Below are 23,982 nucleotides of genomic sequence, written 5' to 3'. Positions count from 1 at the left end.
TCTTTAATTGTCCTTTTTCCCTTGGTCTGGCTTTCCCGCCAAACCGTCCTCCTTTTTAATTATTTGATCCCATGGGAAGAAAACTGCCCATCACGACTGCATTTCACATCAACGATCGCATCCCCATAGACAACGTGGTAATCCAGCACCCGGTGCTTACAGGCCTCACAGAACAGCTGCTTGAGCTGCGGCAGCACTTCCTGATGTTCACTTGAAGTCCGGGGAATATGGCGAATCGCATTGCCCTTGACTTCAACCAGAATCCGCTCACGCGAGCGCAGGCATTTAAACCCAATCACCAGACAGGCTTCCCAATGGTTGACCCGGCACAAGACCCCACGACAGCGGACCCGGGCCTGTTTTGCCTTCATCGCTCCGAATCGGCAGGTTTTTAAATGGGGACACCGGACCGTCGTAATGCCCAGCTCATTTTCCGCCAGCCCACAATCCTGATTCGTATTTTTTCCATTTCCATTGACGTGCATTTCTTTACCCTCGCTTTCGTTACGTCACCGATGGCTGAACGAGTATAAACCGAATCGAATACTGACCATCGGTTCTTTGCCACAAACTACCTTTATCCTCCTTTCAATCTATAACCATGCAATGCCTAGTGCATTGAATACAATTATTATAACAAAGATGTCAAACGTTTTCAGCAACTTTTGCTGATATTTATTTGCTATCGTCGTAATAATCAATATTTTACCCCTGCATCAATTTAGACAATTGCAACAGTCAGATGAGGAAACCGAGGAACATCATTTTTCAAAAAATAAAAAAATCCGACAATTTCTGTCGGCAGCATCCCAAATTTCTAGACAAGACTTTGACCGCCATTTTAAAAAAGGGGTTTCTTCTTCGATCCCCTTTTCAAAACCTTCTTCTCTCTAAACTTCAGCCAATGCCGTGGTACCTTACCCTCCCCCTAACTCATCGACAGCTTAAAACTGGTCTGATATTTTTTATAGTGTTTACCGTAGACTTCCCCCTGAACCGGGTTTTATCCGAATAAGGATTGCGGTCGGTTTCCTGAAGGATTTCCAGCACTCGGAGCAGCTTTAGTTTAGTATCGGCCATCGTGTTACCTGCCTCTTATTATTTGTGTTCATAGATAGTCTATCTTCGCCCCTCACAAGACCCGGTTCTCGGCAAAACTGTAATAGCCATCCCCGGCCACAATGATATGATCCACCACCGGAATGGCAATGGCCTCGGTGGCCTGCCTGATCCTCCGGGTGACATCAAGATCGGCCTGGGAGGGCCGCTGGCTGCCGCCGGGATGATTATGGGCCAGGATGATGCTGGCGGCCTGATGGCGCAGGGCAGTTTCGACAATCAGCCGGGGATAAACCGGGGCTTCGTTGATGGTGCCTTCATGAAGCAGAGTCGCCTGGTTGACCTTGTTCTGACTGTCCAGACAGATCACATAGAATGCCTCGTTAAGCCGCCCGGTAAATAACGTTTGGGCGTATTCGCCAGCGGCGGTGGTACTGCCAAGCACCGCCTTGGGTGCCAGCTTGCCCTGCTGGTAGCGCCGGGCCAGCGCCGGAATCAGGCTCAGTAGCAGGGCGGTGTTTTCGGTGACCCCGACCAACGCGCTAAGATCCCGGGGATCGGCGTCAAAAACCCCGGCCAGCGAACCATAATGACTAATCAGCCGATGGGCCAGGGCGTTTGTATCTTTCATCGGGATGGCGTAAAACAGCAGCAGCTCCAGAATCTGATGGTCCTCAAAATTGTCGATTCCTTCGCTGATGACCCGGGCTTTAAGCCGCTTACGGTGACCCTGATGGGGGTTTTTAGGCTTTTTATCCATAGCGTCTCCCTTTCCTGATGCACCGTTTGCCGTTGGCGTGCATTGCTTTCATTATAAGCCATCTACCCTCGGATGCAAACATAAAATTGGCCTGATGGCAATTTTTGTGAAGCGCAAAAAAAAGCAGCCCCCCAGGAGCTGCCTCAGACTGTCAAAAAAGATAACCCAGTACCGACAATTGTTACATCATGTTGTGACCTAGGGGTCAGACCCTACGCATCGGAGCGGACACGGCGTAGCCTGTCCGATTCCGCAGCGTACAACAGATTAACAATTGGTCGGTACGGTATATCAACAACCTGACCGGACGGTCAGGCGGGGCCAGCCACAAATTCTGATCCGACCACCAGACCCTGGGGCAGGTTAAGATAAACAACCGCATAGGAGCCATCGGGGTTGAACCAGCCCAACCCGGTAACCTGCCTGGTACTGCCGGCTTCCGGTTTGCTTAGGCTGACTTCAATGCCATCGCTGCCCATCACATCCTGAACCTCGTAGAAGGGCATCCCGACAGCCATCCGGTAGGCCTGTTTGTCGGTCACCGGAAAGGGGTTGAGCACCGCCAGTTCCGGGGATCGGCCCGCCGGTAAAAGCCGTTTGGCAAAAACGGCATCGTCTTCGCCAAAGCGGATCAGAACCCCATAGCCGTTTGCCGGATCCCGATAGGCCACCTGGCCATCGTCCTGAACGTCCCCAGGAACCGCCAGCATCGCTTCAAGCTGGGCTCGGGGCTGATCCAGGGTCACCGCCAGATAAAATTTCATGGCCGCCTGAGCCGCCGCCGCTTTGGCCGGATTAACCGTGGTGGTGACGGTCGTTTCCGCTATTTTGGTCGGATTATTGGTGGCAGTCGTAGCGGTGCCACAGCCACCAAGCAGCAGCCCTAGCACCAGGGCAGCCCCCAGCGGTGCCAGTTTGTATTTTAAGGATCGCATCAACAGTTCCCCCTTTATTATTTAGATTATCGGTAATTGCAAAACTGCCGTGAGCTTTGCGCCCAGTTTCGCACGAAACAATTGCTACACTGTACGGCGTACAGTTTGCTGAACTGTTCGCCTACACGTTACACAATTGTTTTCGTGAAGGCAACGAGCCAATCACAAGCTTGCTTGTAGTTGGCGACTGCCCGCGAACAATAAGAAATTCGCATTGCGATTTCTTATTGTTGTGGAAACTGAACCCAAAGCAACCATTGTTAAGTGTTTTTTCATTTCGCAATTACCTAATTTAGATTAGTAAGTGGATGTTTTTATTGATACCCCCGCCCCGGCAGTTTAATCAGCCAACATCGCTCCGACCATAAAAAAACCGCCTGGAGACAAGCAGTTTACTTGTCTCCAGGCGGTATGACTGTTGATTGCTTTTTTTTTAAGCCTACGGCTATTGCTGAGGTGCCCGCCTTCCCACCAGCAGACCGACCACCTGGCCACTTTGTTTAATCGGTGCAACATCAAAGATAACCGCTTGATTGGTGACCTTACTGATCGTCTCTTCAGAAATGGCCGTATCGCCCTTGAAGCCCGCCTCATACCAGAATTCACCCCAGGCATCAAACTCGCCGCCACCGTTTATGTACTTGGCATGACCGTCCAGATCCATGACCGCGATGTCCTGATACCCCATTGGGACCACTTCAGCGGCAATCGTGTCCACCTGGGCCTGCCAGTTCATGGTGATGACTGGCGCCTGCTTGGCCAGTTCAGCCAGTAACAGCAGTGCCTTGTTATCGTCCTCGGTACTGGTTTGTTTTTTACTCTTAAGTTTAAAGCTACTGATCATTTGTTTTAGTATTTCAGCCTGACCAGAAAGCTCTTCGGCCGATGCGGCACTTTCTTCGGCAGTAGCCGAGTTGCTTTGGACAACAACGGAGACCTGCTCGATTCCCTTGGTAATCTGGGCGATCTCGGTGGCCTGATCATTGGAGGCCCGGGCAATGTTGCCGACCAGACCCGTCACTTTTTCGATTTCATTGAGAATTTCAACCAGGCTTTCGGCGGTTTCATCGGCAATTTTGGTGCCCGCCGCCACCTTGTCGATGGAACCTTCAATCAGACCGGTGGTTTGTTTAGCCGCTTCTGCACTGCGGGCCGCCAGCGTTCGGACTTCTTCGGCCACGACCGCAAAACCTTTACCATGCTGTCCGGCCCGGGCGGCCTCGACCGCCGCGTTGAGGGCCAGTATATTGGTCTGGAAGGCGATGTCATCGATCACCTTGATAATCTTGGAAATATTTTTGGAGGATTCGTTGATATCGACCATGGCCGAGACCATTTTGGCCATTTGTGCATTCCCCACTTCAGCATTGCTACGCACCTCCTGGGCCCGCTGGTTGGCTTCGTTGGCATTTTTGGCGTTACGTTTGGTTTCCGCCGCCACTTCTTCAATCGACGCGGTGAGTTCCTGAATCGAACTGGCCTGTTCGGTGGTGCCCTGGGCTAAGGCCTGACCGCCGTCCGATATCTGGATGGCACCCGCATTAACCTGTTCGGCGGAATCATCAATTTCCTTCATAAATCCACTTAAACTGGTGGTAATACTATTGATGACCAGCTTGGCGGCATTAAAGTCGCCATGATAATAAGCCCGGATTTCCTGGGACAGATCGCCCTCACCGATCAGCTGCAGCAATTCGGTAATGTCCGCCACATAATTTTTTAAGAAGTTGATGGTGCGGTTCATGTTTTCTTTAATTTTGCCATGCTGCCCTTGATACTCGCCGGTCATGGTAAAGCTCAGATTTCCTTTTGACAGTTCATCCAAGGCTTCCGCAGTTGCCTGAATCGGTTCGATCACCGCATCCAGAGTCTGGTTGAAACCAGCAATGACCTTGGCATAATCACCACAGAACCTGGCGGGATCACCACGATGATCAAGATCGCCGGCAACCGCCAGTTGGGTCATCTGATCGGCTTCGCTGACCAGGGCATGGATATTTTCAATCATCTGAATCAGACTGGGTATAAAGTCATCCGCATCACAACGTTTTCCGGTAGCGACCAGCTCATCGTAGTCCCCCATATTCCCATTGGCGACATTGTTGACAATGGCATGAATATAGTTGAGCTTATCGTGAATCTCATTGACCGATATGGCCAGATCGCCATAGATGCCTAAATAGTTGCCCTCAACCCGGGCGGAAAAATCATTGAGGCACAGGCGCGAAATGACATCACCGGTTTCGGTTAAGGCTCCCAGTCCGTCAATGCAGGCGTTGATGTTACGTTTAAGATCGTTGAAATCACCTTTGTATTCGGTGGTGATTTTTGGTGGAATCACCCCGTTGCCGATCCGTTCAATCGCCTTGTTGGCAACCTTGAGCGGTTTGACAAAGGTGTTGATGACATTATTCAAAGAAATAATCATATCTTTATAACCACCCGCATACTCATTGGTATTGCCCCGGTAGTTCAATTGACCGTCGGTGGCGGCATTGCCAAACTTGATGATGGCATCGTGAACCCGATTCATTTCCTGGCGAACCGCAATCATCGACGACGCCAGCACATCATCGGCTGAGCGGGGGATGATTTCCACGGCAAAATCGCCCTGGGCTATTCGTTTGGCGGTTTCGGCCAGGTCTTTATTGTTTTGAATCATGGTTTCAAAAGACCCCATTAAATCACCCAGTTCATCATGGGCAGCAATTTCTAAATCCACCTCAACCTTTCCCAGTGCCACCTGATCGGCCACTTCTTTGATGCGGGTAATCGGTCTGCAAAACGTGTGCGCCATCACATAGGCGCAGGCTCCGCCAATTAAAATAATAACGAGGGCACAGAGTAAAATCTGATTGCGCAGATTGGCAATCGTAACCTGAACATCGGTTGTGGCTGGATCGGTTAAAGCTGCTGCCCCCAGATTAATGGCCAGCATCGCCAGTACCAGCACCCCCAGTCCAATCAAGGCGGTTGTCAATAACAGCAGCTTGGTCGATATCCGCGATTTGCGGTGAGCTGCAACTGGCTGCGCCGCCGTTTCTGGGCCGGCAGTGGCATCGGTCACCGGATCAATCATTGGTTTTTGTTCGTCGTTCATACATAATCCCCTTCCATGTAATCCTTTGCTGTGCCCTGGAAAATTTTTTGTTCTATTCATGCGGTCATTCCGGATCGCTCAAGCACGTATCAGATCACCATTTGTTAAATTTTCTACAATCATTCTTATTATATCCCTTCTCAGAACAAATTTCTATCCTTTTACAATAAAAAATCACTGTAAATTTTTACTGCAATTGCTTGAATACCACCCAGTGCTGGTTTGTTTTGTTTCAAAAAAGCACAAATATTTACCCTAATGGTTCCCACATTTTTGTTGCGGTCAAGAATAAACCCTCAGGATGGTGGTATATCACTTATAACAACCATTCGGATAAATGCGCCATATGATCTTTTGTTGTCATGCCCAATTCATTCACACCGGATCGTTCGGTCATTGTGAAATCAAAAGCATTCACCATCGGCTGCTTTGAGTACCGTCTCGACGACCTTCCGTAAAAAAAGTGTTTCGTGAAAAACTGATCGCAACGCTTACGGCAGTATTGCAATGACCCAACCTGATTGTGGATAAAAGAAAGGATGTTCAAAATGAAACGACGAGTCAAGCACGCTTTAACCGTGTTCCTCATTGGTCTGGCCAGTTTTTTGATCGTCTCGCCCGGCGTCTGGGCGAATGATCCCCCCACCCTTACCCAAGCCCCCATAAACCCCGAATTTGTCCAGTATCTGTCCGATCTGGAAGCCGGATCGATTCCGACCGCCACCGCCACCGGTTATGGTCTGGGCTATATTCCCGAACCGCTTAACCGGGTCGAAACGGAGGCCACCGACAGCATCGACACCGCCAGCTTCCCGGCCAGCTATGATCTGCGCTTAACCGGCCGCCTCACCCCTGTCAAGCATCAGGGTAACCTGGGCGTCTGTTGGACCTTTGCCAGCCTTGGCTCGCTGGAATCGACCCTGCGACCATCTGTCACCGCCGATCTGTCCGAAAATAACATCCGCTGGAATCACGGCTTTGACAACGGCCCCGAAAGCGGCGGCAACGCCAGCATGTCGCTGGCCTACATGGCCCGCTGGAACGGTCCCGTCAGTGAAAGCAGCGACCCCTACCCCACCGGCCAAAAAACCGGTCTGGCTCCCATTTATCACATCCAGCAGGCTGAGTTTCTGCCCAAATCAGCTACCGCTTTAAAGCAGGCGCTGATGGATGGCGGCGCTGTCTTTACCTCCCTTTACGCCAGCGCTGTGGATAACCCCAGTTACTTTAACCAAAACACCTCGGCCCTCTACTACAATGGCTCAGCCGGTACCGATCACGCCGTGCTGGTGGTCGGCTGGGATGACAACTACGACCGCAGCAATTTTGCCACCCCACCGCCGGGAAACGGCGCCTGGATCATCAAGAACAGCTGGGGCAGCGATTGGGGTGACGACGGCTTTTTCTATCTCTCCTACTACGACACCTATGCCACCAATTCCTTAGCTGCCTTTAACAATGCCGAAGCCACCACTAATTACAACCGCATCTACCAGTATGATCCCCTGGGTAGAACGGCATCCCAGGGCTACAACACTCCCGACGGGTCAGCCTGGGGAGCCAATATCTTTACCGCCGCCGCCAGTGAAAACCTGACCGCCATTTCCACCTATTCGGCTGGCCCCAATACCACCGCTGAAATCCGGATCTATACCGACGTTTCCGCCAGCAACCCCAGCAGCGGTCAGTTGCGAACCACCCAGACTGTCACCTTTGCCCAAGATGGCTATTACACCGTAAAACTCAATACCCCAGTGGGACTGACCGCCAACCAAAAATTTTCGGTGGTGATCAAGTACGTAAGTCCCCAGGCCAGTTCGCCGATTCCGATGGAAACGGTCATTTCCAATTATACCAGCCAGGCCAGAGCCAATGCCGGGGAAAGCTTTATCAGCTATGACCTCAATGGCAACTGGTATGACACCGGCGCCAATGATGGCGACAATGTCTGTATCAAGGCCTTTACCGGCGGCCAGAGCGCCGTCACCTTAACCGGCATTGCCATTACCACCCCAGCCAATAAGCTGGTCTATCAGCTGGGTGAGTCCCTGGATCTTTCCGGTCTGGTGGTCACCGGCAGCTACAGCGATGGTTCCACCCGGACCGAAACGGTGACAGCCGCCAATGTCAGCGGCTTTGATTCATCCACCACCGGCACCAAAACCCTGACCATTGCCGTCGGCGGCCAGACCACCAGCTACACGATTACTGTAAAAGGTGCCGCAACTTCCGACGTAGATGTCTATTACCGCACCCATATTCAGAACGTGGGCTGGCAGTATGACTGCAAAAACGGCGAAGTCTCCGGCACCTCCGGCATGGGTTTACGGCTGGAAGCGATCCAGATTCAGTTGGTCCAATCCGGCTACGACCTGGGCGTCGCCTATCGCACCCATATCCAGAACATCGGCTGGGCCCCCTGGCACTACGACAAAGAAGTCAGTGGCACCTCCGGCATGGGTCTGCGGCTGGAAGCCATTGAAATTCAGTTAGTCGGCGCCGACGCCGACCTCTTTGATGTCTATTACCGGGTCCATTGCCAGAACTTCGGCTGGATGGGCTGGGGTAAAAACGGCGAAATGGCTGGTACCTCCGGCTACGGCTACCGCCTCGAAGCGATCCAGATCGAGGTCGCCCCCAAGGGCACCTACTTTAGTGTTGACTCCGCCGAGCAACCGCCTTATCAGGTAGCCAATTGACCACTGACCGGGCTGAGGTCGGCGCACAATACCGTACCGACCAATGACCAAGGGGTCAGACCCTTGTTAATCTGTTGTTCGCTACGGAATCGGACAGGCTACGCCGTGTCCGCTCCGATGCGTAGGGTCTGACCCCTAGGTCACAACATGATGTAACAATTGTCGGTACTGGATTAGTTTTTTGAAGTTCATCTGGGCGAGAGTCTGACCTGTGGTCATTATTAATCGCCCGAATCACCAAACCGGTATCAAGACAAACCGATGAAAGCGAGGTTAACAAAATGAAAAACAAATTGTACCGGCTTGCGGTCATGTTGGTGACAATCCTGATGGTGCTGACACTGCCCCAGAGCATTCTGGCTGAAACCATCGACACCGCTACGCTGCTGCCCACTGCCAACTATCGTACCCATGTCCAGAATATCGGCTGGCAGGACTGGAAAAGCGCTGGCCAGACCAGCGGTACCTCGGGCCAGTCCCTGCGGCTGGAGGCCATCGAAATCACCCTCAACGATCAGGGCTATGATCTCGGTGTCGCATACCAGACCCACGTCCAGAATATCGGTTGGCAGGAGCTCAAATACAATGGTGAAACCAGTGGCACCTCGGGCCAATCACTGCGGCTGGAAGCGATCCGGATCTTTTTAAGCGGCAGCGATGCCAATCTCTTTGATATCTACTACCGGGTTCACGCCCAGAATCTGGGCTGGCTGGGTTGGGCGAAGAACGGCGAAAGTGCCGGTTCCGCCGGGCTCAGCTACCGGCTGGAAGCGATTGAAATTGTGATCGTTGCCAAGAACGGGGCGGCTCCCGGCTCCACCCTGCGGCCCTTTGTCAGTGTCTACAATATGGGCATTGCGCAAACCCAGGAACAGAACTATTACGATATCGACACCCTCCGCTGGGTCTACGGCTCCCGCTACGAACGGCCAATCTTTTACGACAACAGCCTGGTGCAGATGAAACTGGACATCTTTTATGAAGCCCTGGAAAACAGCTGGGTGCAGACCAACAACGCCGACTACATGAGCTTTGTTTATGCCTACACCACCGATCCGGTCTTCCGCCAGAATCTGATCGGCAAATACGAAAACAACGTCACCGCAGCAATAACCTACAATAACAACAATATCATCTCGGTTACCCAGGAACAGTACCGCTATAACGGCGGCGCCCATGGCAACAGCGAGCTCACCGCCCACAGCTTTGGCACCAGAACCGGGGATGAACTGCTGCTGGGGGATCTGCTGGCAATCCCCGATAGCCAGATCAGCGCCAAGCTGACCGCCGAATTCCAGCAGCTGAAAAACAGCGATCCCAACTACAGCGACATTGACCTCACCGCCATTGCCAGCAAGCTGGGGGCCAACTCCCCCTACTACCTCACCACCACCGGGGTCTGTGTCTTCTTTAACCCCTACGAGGTCGCCCCCGGCGCCCTTGGCCGGGTCGAGCTGCTAATCCCCTACAGCCGCACCGATCTGCTGGTAGAGGTGGAGACCCTGATTTAAACAGAGCCCGCCCGGTTTTCATTTAACCAAAAATCCGCCCAAAAATAGCGGCCAAAAGGCCGCCATTCTCCCCCGTCCCGGCAATAGCTGGGGCGGGGGAATTTTTTAGGAGAATACTATTTAGACCAATCCGCTGATCCTGAATCATACTGATAGATGCCAGCACCGCCAGCTAGATATGCTTCCAGAAAGCCGGTGCCATTGGTTCCCATGGTTGAGGGATCCCCATCGATCGACACCCCAGCTGGCAAATTAATGGTGGTCAGCGGCTGGAATTTAAAAGCTGACGGCCGAATATTAACGCCTCCGGTGCTCTGAATGGTCAGGGTTTCCAGGCTTGACAGATGGGTTGTCCCCTCCATTTTTCCTTCAAAGGCATTATCACCGATATAGGTTACCGTCGCCGGAATCGTCAGACTGCCACTTAAGTGGTTATGATAGAAGCTGTAATTACTGATGATATGCAACTGACTCGGCAGCGTCAGACTGGTTAGTGGGCATTCGGAAAAACCATTTAGATCAATGCTGATTAACTGTGAACCGGGGGCAAAATGAACGGTTGTCAAATTTTGACACATATGAAAGGCCGCTTCCCCAATACTGGTAACACTGGCGGGGATGGTCACTTCGGTCAGGGTTTGATTAAAGTAAAACGCTTGTTTACCAATGGCCACCACCGGTTTCCCGCCTATCGTCTCGGGGATCGAAACAGTAGTTGCACTCCCCAGGTATCCGGTAATGGTCACCTTGCCGTCGGTTACCGTGAATGAATAAGGCAGCACCGTTACCGTACAGGAAGCGTAAGCACCTCCGCCATCAGCGGCGGTGGCGGTAATTGTTGCGGTTCCGGGATTTTTAGCCGTCACCAGACCGTTACTATCAACTGTAGCCACTGCTGAACTATCGGTCGTCCAACTCAGGTTTTTGTTGATTGCATTATCCGGTTTCACGGTCGCTGTTAAGGTGTCGCTGCTGTTTTGACTCAGATCCAGGGTCGTTTTATTCAGAGTGATCTCAGTCACTGCCACTAGGGTGTTCAGGTTGACCACCCGTGATGGCCCGGCATTGTCGCCGCCGGTGACCAGCAGCCGGAAATCGTAGCTGGTGCCGGGGGTTAGCCCGGTGGCGATGGCGGTCGTTGAGGCGCTGGTAAGCGCTTCAGTCGTTGTTGCATCGGTCCAAGCGCTATCCGTGTGGATCTTCTTCTGCAGTTTCACCTCAGTCGCTCCATCCTGAGCATCAAAACTGAAGCTAGCCGTATTGATGGTCACATCGGTCTGGTTCAGGCTGATATTGCGCAGCACTAAATGATACTTACTATTTGTCCAGGGGGCGCCCGTAAAGCCGGTTTTATCTTCCCAGTATGCAAAGGTCGTCCCGTCAGGAAAGGCTGTGCTGTCAACCGAGCCCGGGGCATTGCCATCAAAACGCAGCACCAGATTAGCTGGACAGCCGCTAAAGGCACTCACCTCAATGGTGGTGACCGTTTCGGGAATCCTCAGACTGGTCAGGGCGGTACAGGCTTGAAAGGTATAGCCGGGAATCTTAGTCAATCCTGGCGGCAGGGTCACGTTGTTTAGCTTGCTGCAGCCGTTGAACAGCCCCCATGCATTAAAGACCGCTTTAGAGTCAGCCGCAAAGGTCACAGACTCCAGGGCCGTACATCCCGAAAAGACCCAGCCATTGAGAGTCTGCGCATTTTCGCCCCCTAAAAAGATCACTGTTTTTAAGCCAGTACAGTCTGCAAAAACACTGCTATTAATCACTTTAACCGAATTGGGAATCGTCAGACTTGCTAAACTATTACATTGACTAAAGGCCTTTTCGCCAATGGTCTCAACGCTCCCCAAATTTAAATCTTTCAGGGCGAAACACTGCAAAAATCCATATGCACCAATCGTCTTAACACTGCTGGGGAGACTGACACTTTCCAGTATCTTACAGCCCTGAAAGGCTTTGTCGCCAATGGACACCAGCGTCGGGCTGCCCGTAAAGCTCAGTGTCGTCATCTTGTTGCAGCCTTCAAAGGCGCTCACCCCAATACTGGTCACCGTTTGGGGAATCGTTACTGCCGTCACGTTGGTTTGGCCTTTAAAGGCATTATCGCCAATCCCGGTGATGGTTTTACCGCCGACTTTTTCCGGAATCACCACCGCCCCGCCGGGGCCGGTATAGGCAGTGATCACGCCATTTGCATCGATATTCGCCGGGTCGATGACAGCCACACTCATATCCGCCGTCATCTCATTGGACAACAGTGATTCGCCGTCAGCATCCCTGGCTTTGATCACAAAATAGTAGGTCTTGGTACTGTCCAAACCGGTGATTGTTGCCGTCAGATCAGCAGTTATGATCGCCGTTGTTGGATAACTACCCGAGGTATCACCGTATAAAACCTCATAATCAGTGGCGCCAGCGACGGTGTTCCAGTTAACCGTAACGGATGGGCTGCCAGAATTTGCTATTTCCAGGCCGGTCTGGATCGGAGTTATTAAAATAAATTCCTTAGTACACCCACTCCAATCGCCGGCATTAAACCCGGAGCAATTTGCATAATAGCGGATCGTCGGTTTTGGTGTTGTCGGGATCGCTCCAGCCCCCAGTGTGGTCGGCGCATTGCCCCGGAAGGTATAGCTGCGACTGCTCGGTTCTTTGCCCCCTTCATACCCAAAGGCGCCACTGCTAATCGTATTGACCCCTTTAGGGATGGTGACCGTTGTCAACTTGGTACAATTGTTAAAGGCACCCATCCCGATGGCGGTTAGCCCCGATGGTAAGGTCACTGTTGTTAAAGCACGACACTCGGAAAAGGCCTCCAGCGGAATAGCGGTGACCCCGCCGGAAATCGAAATGGACTCAAGCAACGAGCAGCCTAAGAAAGCCCGATCACCAATGGTGTTAAGGCTTGCCGGTAAGGTCAGGTTCATCGCCCCAATACCGACAAAGGCAGCGGCACCAATAGCGGTAAGGCTTGAATCCGCCGCAAAGGTCACGGTTGTCAGATCAAGACAATCATAAAATGCCATAGAACCGATTGTTTTAACGGTTCGGGGGATTGTCACACTGGTCATGTCGCTATTATAAAAAGCCTGGTCACCGATCCCCGAAACGGTTACCCCGTCAATGGTTTCGGGAATAAGGATAACCTTGCTACTGCCGTTCATCCCGGTGATCACAGCGGTTCCGTCAGCGATTTGAGTCACCTCAAAGCTGGTCGTCACGGTTACCTTGCAGCTGGCGGTTTTGTTGCCGTCATCGGTCTTAACCGTGATGGCGGCCTGCCCTTCTTTCTTTCCGGTGACCTTCCCGGTGGCATCCACAGTGGCAATGGTATCATCACTGGATGTCCAGGTTTCTGTTTTATTGGCCGCATTGCTTGGTAACACCGTGGCGTTTAGCTGTGCCATTCTGGCTACTCCCAACGAAAGACTCGCCAGATCCAGGCTGACCCCGGTCACGGCCACCGGTGCTGGCGGGTTATAGCCCCCACCGCCATCACTGGGCGTCGGAAACACCGGCGGAATCACCACCCCCGGCGCCACCGTGTAGCTGGTCGGTTTTTTGTCAAAAACCACGCCGTCGGCCCTGACTTCGGCTTTAACCACATTGCCCTGGCCTTTGATGGCAGCTTTGCCATCAAGCACCAGTTCACTGACCGTAGTACCGGGATTCACGGTCACGGTGCTGCTGGCACCGGTTTCCCCTACCGTCATCTTACCGATGGTGGTGGTATTGCCCTGGGTGGTGACGGTCATGTTGGGGGCGTTAATCTCCACGCTGTCAAAGGCACCTTCTAAAATAATCGTCTCGCCACTGGCATCTTCAGCAATGATCACATCCAGACCATCCACGCCCGTGGCCACAATCCGCACCGCACCGCTGGCGGTTTTCTCCATTATAATGCGGCTGTAACGGCCGCCATTAATATGAATACTGTTGGCTCCGCCGCCCCGAACAAGAGTGTCTCCATCCACCGTCACATTGTTCAGGGTTGCGGTGCCATTTCCGACGGCCTCACTGATTAACATATCCCCGGTGATGGTCAGATTCTGCAGGATCACCCCATCAGCTGCGATCCTCACATCGCCATCAATGGTCTGGGAGCCGGAAGCCGGGCCATAGGTACCCGCTTTGTCATAGACTGTCGGTCCGGTTTTCTTCGTAAGCCCCTCATAAGCCGCCTGGATCATTGCTACGGCTGCATCCACCTCTGCTTGTGTCCAGTCGGCCGTAACCGCATGCTCGTTCACGGCCGTTTGCAATACTGCCCAGGACTCGGCCGTAAAATCCCCTTCGGTAAGCCTTGCAACCTTTGCCACCAGGGCATTGTAAGCCGTTAAGTCGGCATTATTCTTAACCACCCGCACCAGCAGCGCTTCCAGCCGCAGGGAGCTCCCCACGGTACCCAGCTGGGCGCCGTCAGCCAGCCAGCTATCGGCCGTCTGGGGCTGATCGCCAAGGTTCTGAACATGGCCCCGATACTCGACACGATACCCCGGCACCGGTTTTCCGGCGCTGTCAGTCAGCACAATTTTAACCGCTTCAATCCGCAAGCTTTCGCCCCGGGTTCCGGCATAGGCACCATCCCGGGGCCAGTCCGTCGGGTCATTCTCGTCATAGAGCCAGCCCCTGTTCTGAACATGGACATTATAACGAATCGACATCTCCATGGGCAGATCCTCATTGAGTTTGATTTCAAACCCCTCGATCCGTTTGCTCTGACCCACCGTACCAATCAAGTCGGGACTGTCCACCCAGCTGCCGTCAAGCGGGTAGTCCCCCCGGTCCTGAATGTGGCCCCGGTAGGCAACCCCTACCGGCAGCTCTGCCGCCCCGGCCGACAGTGGCATTGCCAGAAAAACCAGTGCCCAGCAGACACACCAGTATACTAATTTCTTCTTCATTTTCTTTTCTCCGTGATTTTATTTTAAGGTCCATTAATGGTTTAATTTTATCATAGTATCGCTTCTCAAAAAGGCGTAGATTTTCGTTTTAATGGCGTATTTTTTTAATTCTTTCTGTCAATCCGGCCCAAAGCCACTGTCCCAATTTGGCAGATTCTGTTATACTGGAAGTATCACAAGAGCTGTCTGATAAAGGCCCAATTGCAGGCCTTTAAACCAGCCGATTCATGCCTTACCCGCCCCGAGATCAAATAACCTAATTTTATTGAAGGAGCACCTCATGAAAAGAAAAAAATGGATTTCCCTGATGGTTTCTCTGCTGGCCCTGATTCTTTGCGGTTGCACCGCTGCCCAGGACAAAGCTCCCCAGACTGAAACGTCGGATGCCATTGTCCCCACCGACTATAGTGACAGCGCCCACTGGCTTAACCTACCCACCGCCCTTGACAAGGATGTCGATGTTTTCTACCTCTACCCCACCGCCTGGGCCAGAGCCAATGCCGATGCCCCGATTGTCAGCACCGTCGATGACCCGGTCATGATCACCAATGCCAATCTGGCTTATGCCCGTCAGGCCACCGCCTTTGAAACATCGGCCAATATCTATGCCCCCTATTACCGCCAGTTCGATCCATCCGCCACCGCCAACATGTCCTACGACGAACAGCAGGATGTCTTAAAAGGGACCACCTTAACCGATGCCACCGCCGCCTTTGACTATTACATGGACCACTACAACAACGGCCGCCCCTTTATTCTGGCCAGCCATTCCCAGGGCTCCAACGTGATGATCTATCTGCTATCGAACTATATGAAGGCCCATCCCGAGGCTCAGAAGCAGATGGTGGCAGCCTATATTATTGGCTATTCCATCACCGACGACTATCTGGCCGATAATCCCAACCTTAAGTTTGCCACCGGCTCCGGGGATACCGGGGTGATCATTTCCTACAACACCCAGGCCCCCACCATTGAAGGCACCGATTTTGTGGTCCTGCCCACCGCCCATGTCATCAACCCCCTTAACTGGACGACCGATGAAACCCTGGCACCAGCCAGTGCCAACCTCGGTTCACTGCAGATCAATGCCGATGGCACCGTGGCTAAAAATCCCGACGGCAGCAATGTCAAGGTAATGAATTTTGCCGATGCACAGGTCAGCCTGGAAAAAGGCGTACTGATCTGCAGCACCGTCGATGTGGACACCTACGCTCCCGGCAGCGCCGCCTTTGGCCGAGGCGTCTTCCATAGCTACGACTACCCCTTCTATTACTACAATATCCAGGCCAACGCCGAAGAACGGATCGCCAACTACTTAAAAGCCCACCAGAAATAGCAAAACACCCAAATAAAACCTCCCATTTACGTTGGAGGTTTGAGGTTATCGCTAAACTCCCGTACCGACCAATTGTTAATCTGTTGTTCGCTGCGGAATCGGACAGGCTATGCCATGTCCGCTCCGATGCGTACAACATGATGTAACAATTGTCGGTACTGGGTTAGCATCTTAACAGTATGAAACCGCCCATTTAATGTGGCGGTTTTTTTTACATCAGCACAATCAGGCTCAGGGCCATGATCATCATCCCGGCAATCAGGCCGTAGATGGAGAGGTGGTGTTCGCCGTATTCCCGGGCGGTGGGCAGCAGCTCGTCCAGCGAGATAAAGACCATGATCCCGGCGATCCCGGCAAAGAGAATTCCAAAGACGGTATCATTCAAAAAGGGCAGCAAAATAAAATAGGCGGCAATCGCCCCGACTGGCTCGGCCATGCCTGAAAACAGCGACCAGCCGAGGGCCTTTTTGCGGGATCCGGTGGCACAAAAAACCGGAATCGCCACTGACATCCCCTCGGGAATATTGTGAATCGCCACCGCAATGGCAATGGCCAATCCCAGGGACGGCTGCTGGATGGTTGAGACAAAGGTGGCCATCCCTTCGGGAAAATTATGGATGGCGATGATTACTGCCGTAAAAATCCCGGTCCGCAATAGTTTCTGGCTGCCATCCACCGGACAGGATGCCGTTTCTTCCAGCATGTGGGTTTCGTGGGGGTTTTCATAGGACGGCACCAGCTTATCGATGATGGCAATCAGCAGCATGCCCCCGAAAAAAGCGATGACGTTGACCCAGACCCCGGCCTCCGCACCCAGATTGGCAATCAGTAGCCGCCGGGACTCAAAAAACAGCTCCACAAAGGAGACATAAATCATCACCCCGGCCGAAAACCCCAGAGCGATGGATAAAAGTTTTGTATTGGTTTTTTCAAACAGCAGCACAATCAGCCCGCCGATGCCGGTGGATAAACCAGCCAACACCGTCAGCAGAATGGCTACCCCTAAATTGGAAAAATTCATGGTTCACATCCTTATGGTATCTAACAAAAATAGCGCAACAAAAATAATATACCACGAATGGTCGAAAAATGAAACAGTAAAAAGTCATCACACTTCGGAAACAGGCATAAAAAAAAGAAGCGTTCACCGGATGATAGAGATCCGGCCCGGTGCTTCTTTTCGGGTTTATGCTTGTCTATCTAAGCATCAAAAATGCAAGCATTAAAAAATACTGTTAGTGGCCTTGCGGCGGAGCTGACCGGCGGCCAGGTTCTGCAGCTGCTGAGTTTGCTGCTGTGGTGATGGCGGGGTCGGCAGTACAGATGCCGTCAGGTCGGCCGCCTGGGATGACGCTGCAACCGCTTTCTCCTGGCGATTCTTGATTTCGGCATTATAGGTGGCCATGGTAATCTTACCAGCTAAAACCAGACCCTTCAGCTCCGAATTGGTGTAGCTGCCCAACTGATTGCTGGCAACGGCCTCGTCCTCGGTCTGCTCGGCTTTGGCAGCCTGGCGGCGGGCGTCTTTCTCCTCGCGGGTGTCGTCGTCATCGCCGGGGATGCGCTTGAGCTTCTGATCAATGGTGGAAGTCTCCTGGTCGGTATCACTGTTTATGTTGCTGTTCTCGCTTTTCATCCGGTAACCGACATATTCACGGCTCAGCTCCATGCTGTCAAACTTGTAGTAGGAATTGGCCTCGTTGGCGGCCTGCTGGGGGTTGACACTGTCAGCGGTGGGCTTAACGGTTACTGTTTCAACTTTCTTGGCCAGCGAACTGGCAGCAGCCTGTGGCGCAGCGGCGTTAATAATTATTGGATCCATCCTGATTCCCCTTTCCCGGCAATTTTCTCAGACCCCCTGATTCGGCACCTGAAAATGATCGCATGATTTTTTTGTATTATACCACAGATCCCCGCACATTTCATCAATTTTTCGTAAAATCACCGGCAATTCTTCAAAAAAACACCCCGGCAAGCCGAGGTGTGATGTTATCGCTAAACTACCGTACCGACCAATTATTAATCTGTTGTACGCTGCGGAATCGGACAGGCGCTGCCGTGTCCGCTCCGATGCGAACAACATGATGTAATAATTGTCGGTACTGGGTTAGCTTATTTGACAGTCTGACATCCTTGCTTGCCGGGGTGTTTTGAACCTTGATCGGTTAAAATTTTTTATACGCTTTGGCCCCGGCCAGCACCTCGACGACTTCTTCAAAGGAGGAGCCGATGGATGCTTCCACTGAACCAAAGATGGTGCCTTCGACAATCGGAGCATCGATGATCTTGACCTGGCTGCTGTCACTAAGCATTTCCATGGCCATTTCCGAACTCATCACAGCACTGCCCAGATCCACCAGAATCACCACGCCATCGCCTTCTTCAACGGTCTCGATGGCGGCTAGAATTTTGGAGACATCGGTGCCGATGCTGCCATCTTCCATCCCGCCAGCGGCGGCAATTCGGGCTTCCGGCGCCATTTGCCGGGCCAGTTCCACGGCCCCTTCAGCTACCTTCTGACTATGCGAAACAACTACGATTCCAACCACTTTTAGTTACCTGCCTTTTGCGCCACTTCGTTGATGGCCTGAAAGGCATAGGCCATCGAGGTTGCCCCGGGATCCTGATGCCCGATGCTGCGTTCTCCCAGATAAGAGGCCCGGCCTTTGGTGGCAATGATGGTTTTGGTATACTCGACCCCGTTCCAGGCAGCGGTTTCACCGGCCACCAGAGCCTCAGCCATGGTTTGGCCATCTGCCAGACTGGCTTTAATGGCGTTGATGGCGGGAATCATGCTGTCGAGAATGGTTTTTTCACCTTCGACGGCTTTACCCCGAAACTGGATACCGCCCACTGCTTCATCCAGAGCCAGCAGAATATCCTCGTTGGATAATTCTTCTTTACCTTTAACAGCCGCTCCGGCTTTCATAAATGCGGTACCATAAAGTGGACCGGAAGCCCCGCCAACGGTGGATACCAGGGTCATCCCCACTGCTTTTAAAATATCGTCGATATTTTTCTCTTCAACTGTTGGTAATTTTTCGATGACCGCCTTAAAGCCTCGGCTCATGTTAATACCATGATCGCCATCACCAATGGCCTGGTCATAATCGGTCAATTCTTGTCGATGTTCAGCCATCTTATCCGCATAAATCCGGATAAAATCCAGCACTTCTGCCTTTGTTGCCATGTATTTTCCTCGTTTCTATGTTCTTCTCATTTAGTTCTCTAAAAGCCTTTATGTTAACAACCAAACTAAGTACCGACAATTGTTACATCATGTTGTACGCATCGGAGCGGACACGGCGTAGCCTGTCCGATTCCGCAGCGTACAACAGATTAACAATTGGTCGGTACGCCAGCGAAGTGCTAACCAATTAGTATTGCGAAATTTTAGTACATTTTAAAGCCGATGGTATCAGCCTTGGCCAGTAACAGGTCTTTAAGTTCAGCATCCAGTTTTAACAGGGTGATGGAAGCCCCAGCCATATCAATGGAAGTCATGTAATCACCGACGAAGGTTTTAAAGACTTTAATGCCTTTGTCAGCCAGAATCTGCTGAACCCGACGGTTTAAGATATACAGTTCCATTGGTGGGGTTGCGCCAGCACCATTGATCATAACGGCTACTTCGTCGCCAGCGGCGGGAGCCATATCTTTTAAGATCCGTTCCATCAGGTAATCAACGATTTCGTCAGCGGTCTGAATCGGTTTACGTTCGGTTCCCGGTTCGCCGTGAATCCCGATGCCCAGTTCCATTTCTTCTTCGGTCAGCTCAAAGCCCGGTTTTCCAGCAGCTGGTACGGTACACGGTTTTAACGCAACGCCCATGGTGCGGACATTGGCAATAACCTTTTGGGCCACGGCTTTAACGTCATCCAGGCTGGCACCGGTTTCAGCTTTGGCACCGGCAATTTTATGAACAAACACGGTACCGGCCACGCCCCGACGGCCAGTGGTGTATAGACTATCTTCAACGGCAACATCATCATTGGTAACCACGTTGGCAACTTTGATGCCTTCAGCTTCGGCCAGTTCAGCGGCCATTTCGAAGTTCATAATATCCCCGGTGTAATTCTTGATAACTAATAATACCCCTTCACCGGCATCAACCGCTTTGATCGCTTCAAATACCTGGTCGGGGGTGGGAGAAGTGAATACCGAACCGGCTACAGCGCCGTCAAGCATCCCTTTGCCGACAAATCCGCCGTGAGATGGTTCATGGCCGCTGCCACCACCGCTGACTAAAGCGACCTTGCCGACTTTTTTGTCAGCCCGAACCAGCACGTCAAAACCTTCCAGACGGGCTACATATTCAGGGTGGGCCAGAACGATACCTTCCAGCATTTCATTTTCCACATTTTCGACATCGTTAATAAATTTTTTCATAAGACTTCCTCCTATAAACATTATTAGTCAGATACGTGCAAAAGTGCCGTGAGCTTTGCATTCAGTTTCGCACGAAACAATTTCTACACTGTACGGCGTACAGGCTATCGCCAGTTCGCCTACACGTTACGAAATCGTTTGTGGAAACTAAACACAAAGCAATCACTGTTCGATGTTTATTCATTCGCCTTTGTACATACCTTAAACCATACTATAACACGTTTCTACCCATTTGGCAGGTAAAAAAAACGATATCAACTGATTTATTTTGGCCAATGCTGCGTTATTTCAAAAAAACAGCCGATTAAATCTGCAAAAAATCGATCCGTCAAGATGGTTGGGGAAAATAATATCCAATTTGTGTTAATCTTTTGTAAATTTTAAGCGCTTTCGTCAAACCAAACCACGATTAAAGCGCTCCGATAAAACACTGAACCACGCCCTATACCAGCGCCGCCTTCATCGTACGGACGTAGTCACTCAGGACTGGGGTGGCGGCGGGGCCGTGCTCGGCAATGATGCGGACAATGGCGCTGCCGACAATGACGCCATCGGCAAGCTTAGAAATCGTCATCGCCTGTTCCGGGGTGGCGATCCCAAAGCCTACTGCCACCGGCGTCTCGGTCACCGCCCGGATATCGCTGATGATTGCGGCCAGATCGGTTTTGATCTCGCTGCGGACCCCGGTAACCCCCAGCGATGAGACCAGATAGATAAAGCCGGTTGCTTCACTGGCCAGCATCTGAATGCGATCCTGGGAGGTCGGGGCAATCAGGGTAATCAGATCCAGGCCATGGCTGCCGGCAAGCTCCAGGATCTCACCCTTTTCTTCATAGGGCAGATCGGGAATGATCACCCCATTGATCCCCACTTCCTCGCAGGTGGCAAAAAAGCGTTCCCCACCATATACAAAAATCGGGTTCATATAGGTTAAAAAGACCAGCGGGATGGCGGTTTTCGCCCGGATCCGTTTAACCATGGCAAAAATCTTATCAGTGGTGGTACCGACCCGCAGGGCCCGTTCGTTGGCGGCTTCAATCACCGGCCCTTCGGCGATGGGATCGGAAAAGGGAATCCCGATTTCAATTAGATCGGCCCCGGCATCCGCCATGGCCAGAATAAATTCTTCGGTTTTATCGAGACTGGGATCGCCCGCAGTCAGAAAAGCGATAAAGGCTTTCTGATCGGCAAAGATCCGGGATATTTTATTGGTTTTTAAATTATTTAGCTTACTCATAGATATTTTCCCCCTTGTAACGGGCAATCGCTGCCACATCCTTGTCGCCCCGACCAGACACATTGACGATGATGATCTGGTCTTTACTCATCGTCGGCGCCAGCACCATGGCATAAGCGATCGCATGGGCCGATTCAATGGCCGGAATTATTCCCTCGGTCCGGGACAGGTATTCAAAGGCCGCAACAGCCTCATCATCGGTGATCGGCACATACTCGGCCCGTTTGCTGTCGTGAAGATGGGCATGTTCCGGGCCAATGCCGGGATAATCAAGCCCGGCGGAGATCGAATACACCGGCGCGATCTGACCATATTCATCCTGACAGAAATAGGATTTCATGCCATGGAAAATCCCCAGACTACCCCGGGCGATGGTGGCGGCATGTTCCTCGGTATCCACCCCTTTGCCGGCGGCTTCACAGCCGATCAGCCGGACGGATTCATCGGGAATAAATTTGTAGAAAGCCCCCATGGCATTGCTGCCGCCGCCGACACAGGCGATCACAGCATCCGGCAGTTTGCCCTCTTTTTTTAGAATCTGCTCCCGGGCTTCTTTGCTGATCACGCTCTGGAAATCCCGGACCATTTCCGGGAAGGGATGGGGTCCCATGACCGAACCGAGAACATAGTGGGTGTCGTCCACCCGGGTGGTCCATTCCCGGAAGGTTTCGTTGACGGCGTCCTTCAGGGTCATGGTGCCGGAGGTGACCACATGAACCGTAGCCCCCAGCAGCCGCATCCGGAAAACGTTGAGGGCCTGACGGTCGGTGTCTTCCTTGCCCATAAAGATCTCGCATTCAAATCCCATCAGCGCCGCGGCGGTGGCGGTGGCGACCCCATGCTGACCAGCCCCGGTTTCGGCAATCAGCCGGGTTTTACCCATTTTTTTGGCCAGCAGGGCCTGCCCCAGGACATTGTTGATCTTATGCGACCCGGTATGGTTTAAATCTTCCCGCTTGAGATAGATCTTGGCACCGCCCAGATCGGCAGTCATTTTTTTGGCAAAATACAGCCGCGAAGGGCGACCGGCGTATTCGTTTAATAATTCGGTTAACTCATCCTGAAAGGCCGGATCATTTTTATAGTGTTCATAGGCTTTTTCCACTTCAATAATGGCATTCATCAGGGTTTCGGGGGTGTACTGACCCCCGTGGATCCCATACTTTCCTTTACTCATTTTCTTTCTCCTTTTTGTATCACGTCTCCGTGCATTATAAACAGCGCCGTCAATCACGTTTTGTAGGGGCGATTCGCAATCGCCCGAGCGCTGTTGATTTTTAAATTGACGTTTAGCATTAGATCAACGTTCCGGGCGGTCAATGACCGCCCCTTCGAAATAATGCTCTGGGTTAGGGCTTTTATTTGGATCATTTATTAACGGTTAATCGTCCTGATCATTTCCACAATCTCAATAATCTTGTCCCGGTCTTTGACGCCGGCGGTTTCGACGCCGCTACTGATATCGACACAATAGGGGCCCACCTGTTTGATGGCGGCGACGATGTTGTTGCTGTTGAGGCCCCCGGCCAGGAAAAAGTCGCCGCTAACGCCCTGCAGCAGATCCCAGTTGAAGGCCTTCCCGGAACCGCCGTATTGCTTGGGGTCGTAGGTGTCAAAGAGGCGGTAGTCGGCAGCAGTTTCCTTAATGTCGGCCGGGCTCTTGATCCGGAAGGCCCGGATCACCGGCAAACCGGTTTGATCCTGCAGCAGCCCTACCGTGGCCTCATCCTCATCGCCATGAAGCTGGATGAGATCGATAATGCCCGCCCGGGCCAGTGCGATGATCTCGGCCACCGGGTGGTTGACAAAAACCCCTACGGCCTGGATGCCGGGATCAAGGGCCTGCTTTAAGGCCCGGGCCGTTTCCATATCAACCTGGCGTTTGCTCCCAGCAAAGACAAAACCAATATAATCCGGCCGGGCGGCGTTTACCGCTACAATGTCTTCTTTTCGGGTCAGACCACAGATTTTTATTTTTGTCATGGTATTCTCCTTGTTCTTTAGTCCATCCGTCGCTGATTTTACAATAAACGTTTGGCTTAAAATCACCGT

The 23,982-nt window shown here is 52.1% G+C and carries 16 protein-coding genes; 3 read left to right on the top strand and 13 right to left on the bottom strand.

All coding sequences use genetic code 11. The features are described from left to right. Positions 1–59: 59 nt before the first annotated feature. From BI182_RS04225 to BI182_RS04210, 4 genes are all read right to left on the bottom strand, one after another. Complete coding sequence (locus BI182_RS04225; RefSeq protein ID WP_286805764.1) at positions 60–485, bottom strand: hypothetical protein; 426 nt, start codon at positions 483–485, stop codon at positions 60–62. A gap of 647 nt (positions 486–1,132) precedes the next feature. Next, entirely contained in the window at positions 1,133–1,819 is a 687-nt protein-coding gene (gene radC, locus BI182_RS04220; RefSeq protein WP_286805762.1) for a RadC family protein, read from the bottom strand. 311 nt (positions 1,820–2,130) lie between these two features. Further along, positions 2,131–2,754, bottom strand: coding sequence for a hypothetical protein (locus tag BI182_RS04215; protein WP_286805760.1), 624 nt, complete (start codon positions 2,752–2,754; stop codon positions 2,131–2,133). A gap of 445 nt (positions 2,755–3,199) precedes the next feature. Continuing rightward, complete coding sequence (locus tag BI182_RS04210) at positions 3,200–5,854, bottom strand: methyl-accepting chemotaxis protein (protein ID WP_148636558.1); 2,655 nt, start codon at positions 5,852–5,854, stop codon at positions 3,200–3,202. Positions 5,855–6,402: 548 nt separating this feature from the next. Here BI182_RS04210 and BI182_RS04205 point away from each other — a divergent pair. Continuing rightward, a complete protein-coding gene (locus BI182_RS04205; RefSeq protein ID WP_286805757.1) occupies positions 6,403–8,553 on the top strand; it encodes a lectin like domain-containing protein in 2,151 nt (716 codons plus the stop codon). Between the two features lie 281 nt (positions 8,554–8,834). Beyond that, a complete protein-coding gene (locus BI182_RS04200) occupies positions 8,835–10,064 on the top strand; it encodes a DUF3298 domain-containing protein (protein WP_286805755.1) in 1,230 nt (409 codons plus the stop codon). Between the two features lie 116 nt (positions 10,065–10,180). Here BI182_RS04200 and BI182_RS04195 read toward each other — a convergent pair whose 3' ends face one another. Further along, on the bottom strand, positions 10,181–14,968 hold the full coding sequence (locus BI182_RS04195) for a leucine-rich repeat protein (protein WP_286805754.1): 4,788 nt from the start codon (positions 14,966–14,968) through the stop codon (positions 10,181–10,183). Positions 14,969–15,248: 280 nt separating this feature from the next. On the opposite strand from BI182_RS04195, the gene BI182_RS04190 reads away from it, so the two are divergent. Beyond that, entirely contained in the window at positions 15,249–16,304 is a 1,056-nt protein-coding gene (locus BI182_RS04190; RefSeq protein WP_286805752.1) for a DUF3089 domain-containing protein, read from the top strand. Between the two features lie 211 nt (positions 16,305–16,515). Here BI182_RS04190 and zupT read toward each other — a convergent pair whose 3' ends face one another. From zupT to BI182_RS04150, 8 genes are all read right to left on the bottom strand, one after another. Continuing rightward, a complete protein-coding gene (gene zupT / locus BI182_RS04185; protein WP_070369880.1) occupies positions 16,516–17,325 on the bottom strand; it encodes a zinc transporter ZupT in 810 nt (269 codons plus the stop codon). A 201-nt stretch (positions 17,326–17,526) separates the two neighbouring features. Next, the gene (locus BI182_RS04180) at positions 17,527–18,126 is read right to left on the bottom strand and encodes a hypothetical protein (RefSeq protein WP_148636552.1); all 600 of its coding nucleotides are present in this window, start codon (positions 18,124–18,126) and stop codon (positions 17,527–17,529) included. A gap of 343 nt (positions 18,127–18,469) precedes the next feature. Next, a complete protein-coding gene (dhaM, locus tag BI182_RS04175; protein WP_070369877.1) occupies positions 18,470–18,853 on the bottom strand; it encodes a dihydroxyacetone kinase phosphoryl donor subunit DhaM in 384 nt (127 codons plus the stop codon). A gap of 2 nt (positions 18,854–18,855) precedes the next feature. After that, positions 18,856–19,494 (bottom strand): dihydroxyacetone kinase subunit DhaL, encoded by a 639-nt coding sequence (gene dhaL, locus BI182_RS04170; RefSeq protein ID WP_148636551.1) that lies wholly within the window; start codon positions 19,492–19,494, stop codon positions 18,856–18,858. A gap of 203 nt (positions 19,495–19,697) precedes the next feature. After that, positions 19,698–20,693 carry a dihydroxyacetone kinase subunit DhaK gene (gene dhaK, locus BI182_RS04165; protein WP_286805747.1) on the bottom strand — a complete coding sequence of 332 codons (996 nt, stop codon included), beginning with the start codon at positions 20,691–20,693 and terminating at the stop codon, positions 19,698–19,700. 442 nt (positions 20,694–21,135) lie between these two features. Beyond that, positions 21,136–21,930, bottom strand: coding sequence for a tryptophan synthase subunit alpha (gene trpA / locus BI182_RS04160; protein ID WP_286805745.1), 795 nt, complete (start codon positions 21,928–21,930; stop codon positions 21,136–21,138). Continuing rightward, positions 21,923–23,107: a tryptophan synthase subunit beta gene (gene trpB, locus BI182_RS04155; protein ID WP_286805743.1), complete on the bottom strand. Its 1,185-nt coding sequence runs from the start codon at positions 23,105–23,107 to the stop codon at positions 21,923–21,925. Before trpB ends, trpA begins: the two co-directional genes overlap by 8 nt. A gap of 197 nt (positions 23,108–23,304) precedes the next feature. Beyond that, positions 23,305–23,913: a phosphoribosylanthranilate isomerase gene (locus BI182_RS04150; RefSeq protein WP_286805741.1), complete on the bottom strand. Its 609-nt coding sequence runs from the start codon at positions 23,911–23,913 to the stop codon at positions 23,305–23,307. Positions 23,914–23,982: the final 69 nt, after the last annotated feature.

Source organism: Acetobacterium sp. MES1, assembly GCF_002237635.1.
GTDB lineage: Bacteria > Bacillota > Clostridia > Eubacteriales > Eubacteriaceae > Acetobacterium > Acetobacterium wieringae.
Note: the sequence above shows the minus strand (reverse complement) of the source record. Positions and strands in the feature narration are given on the sequence as shown.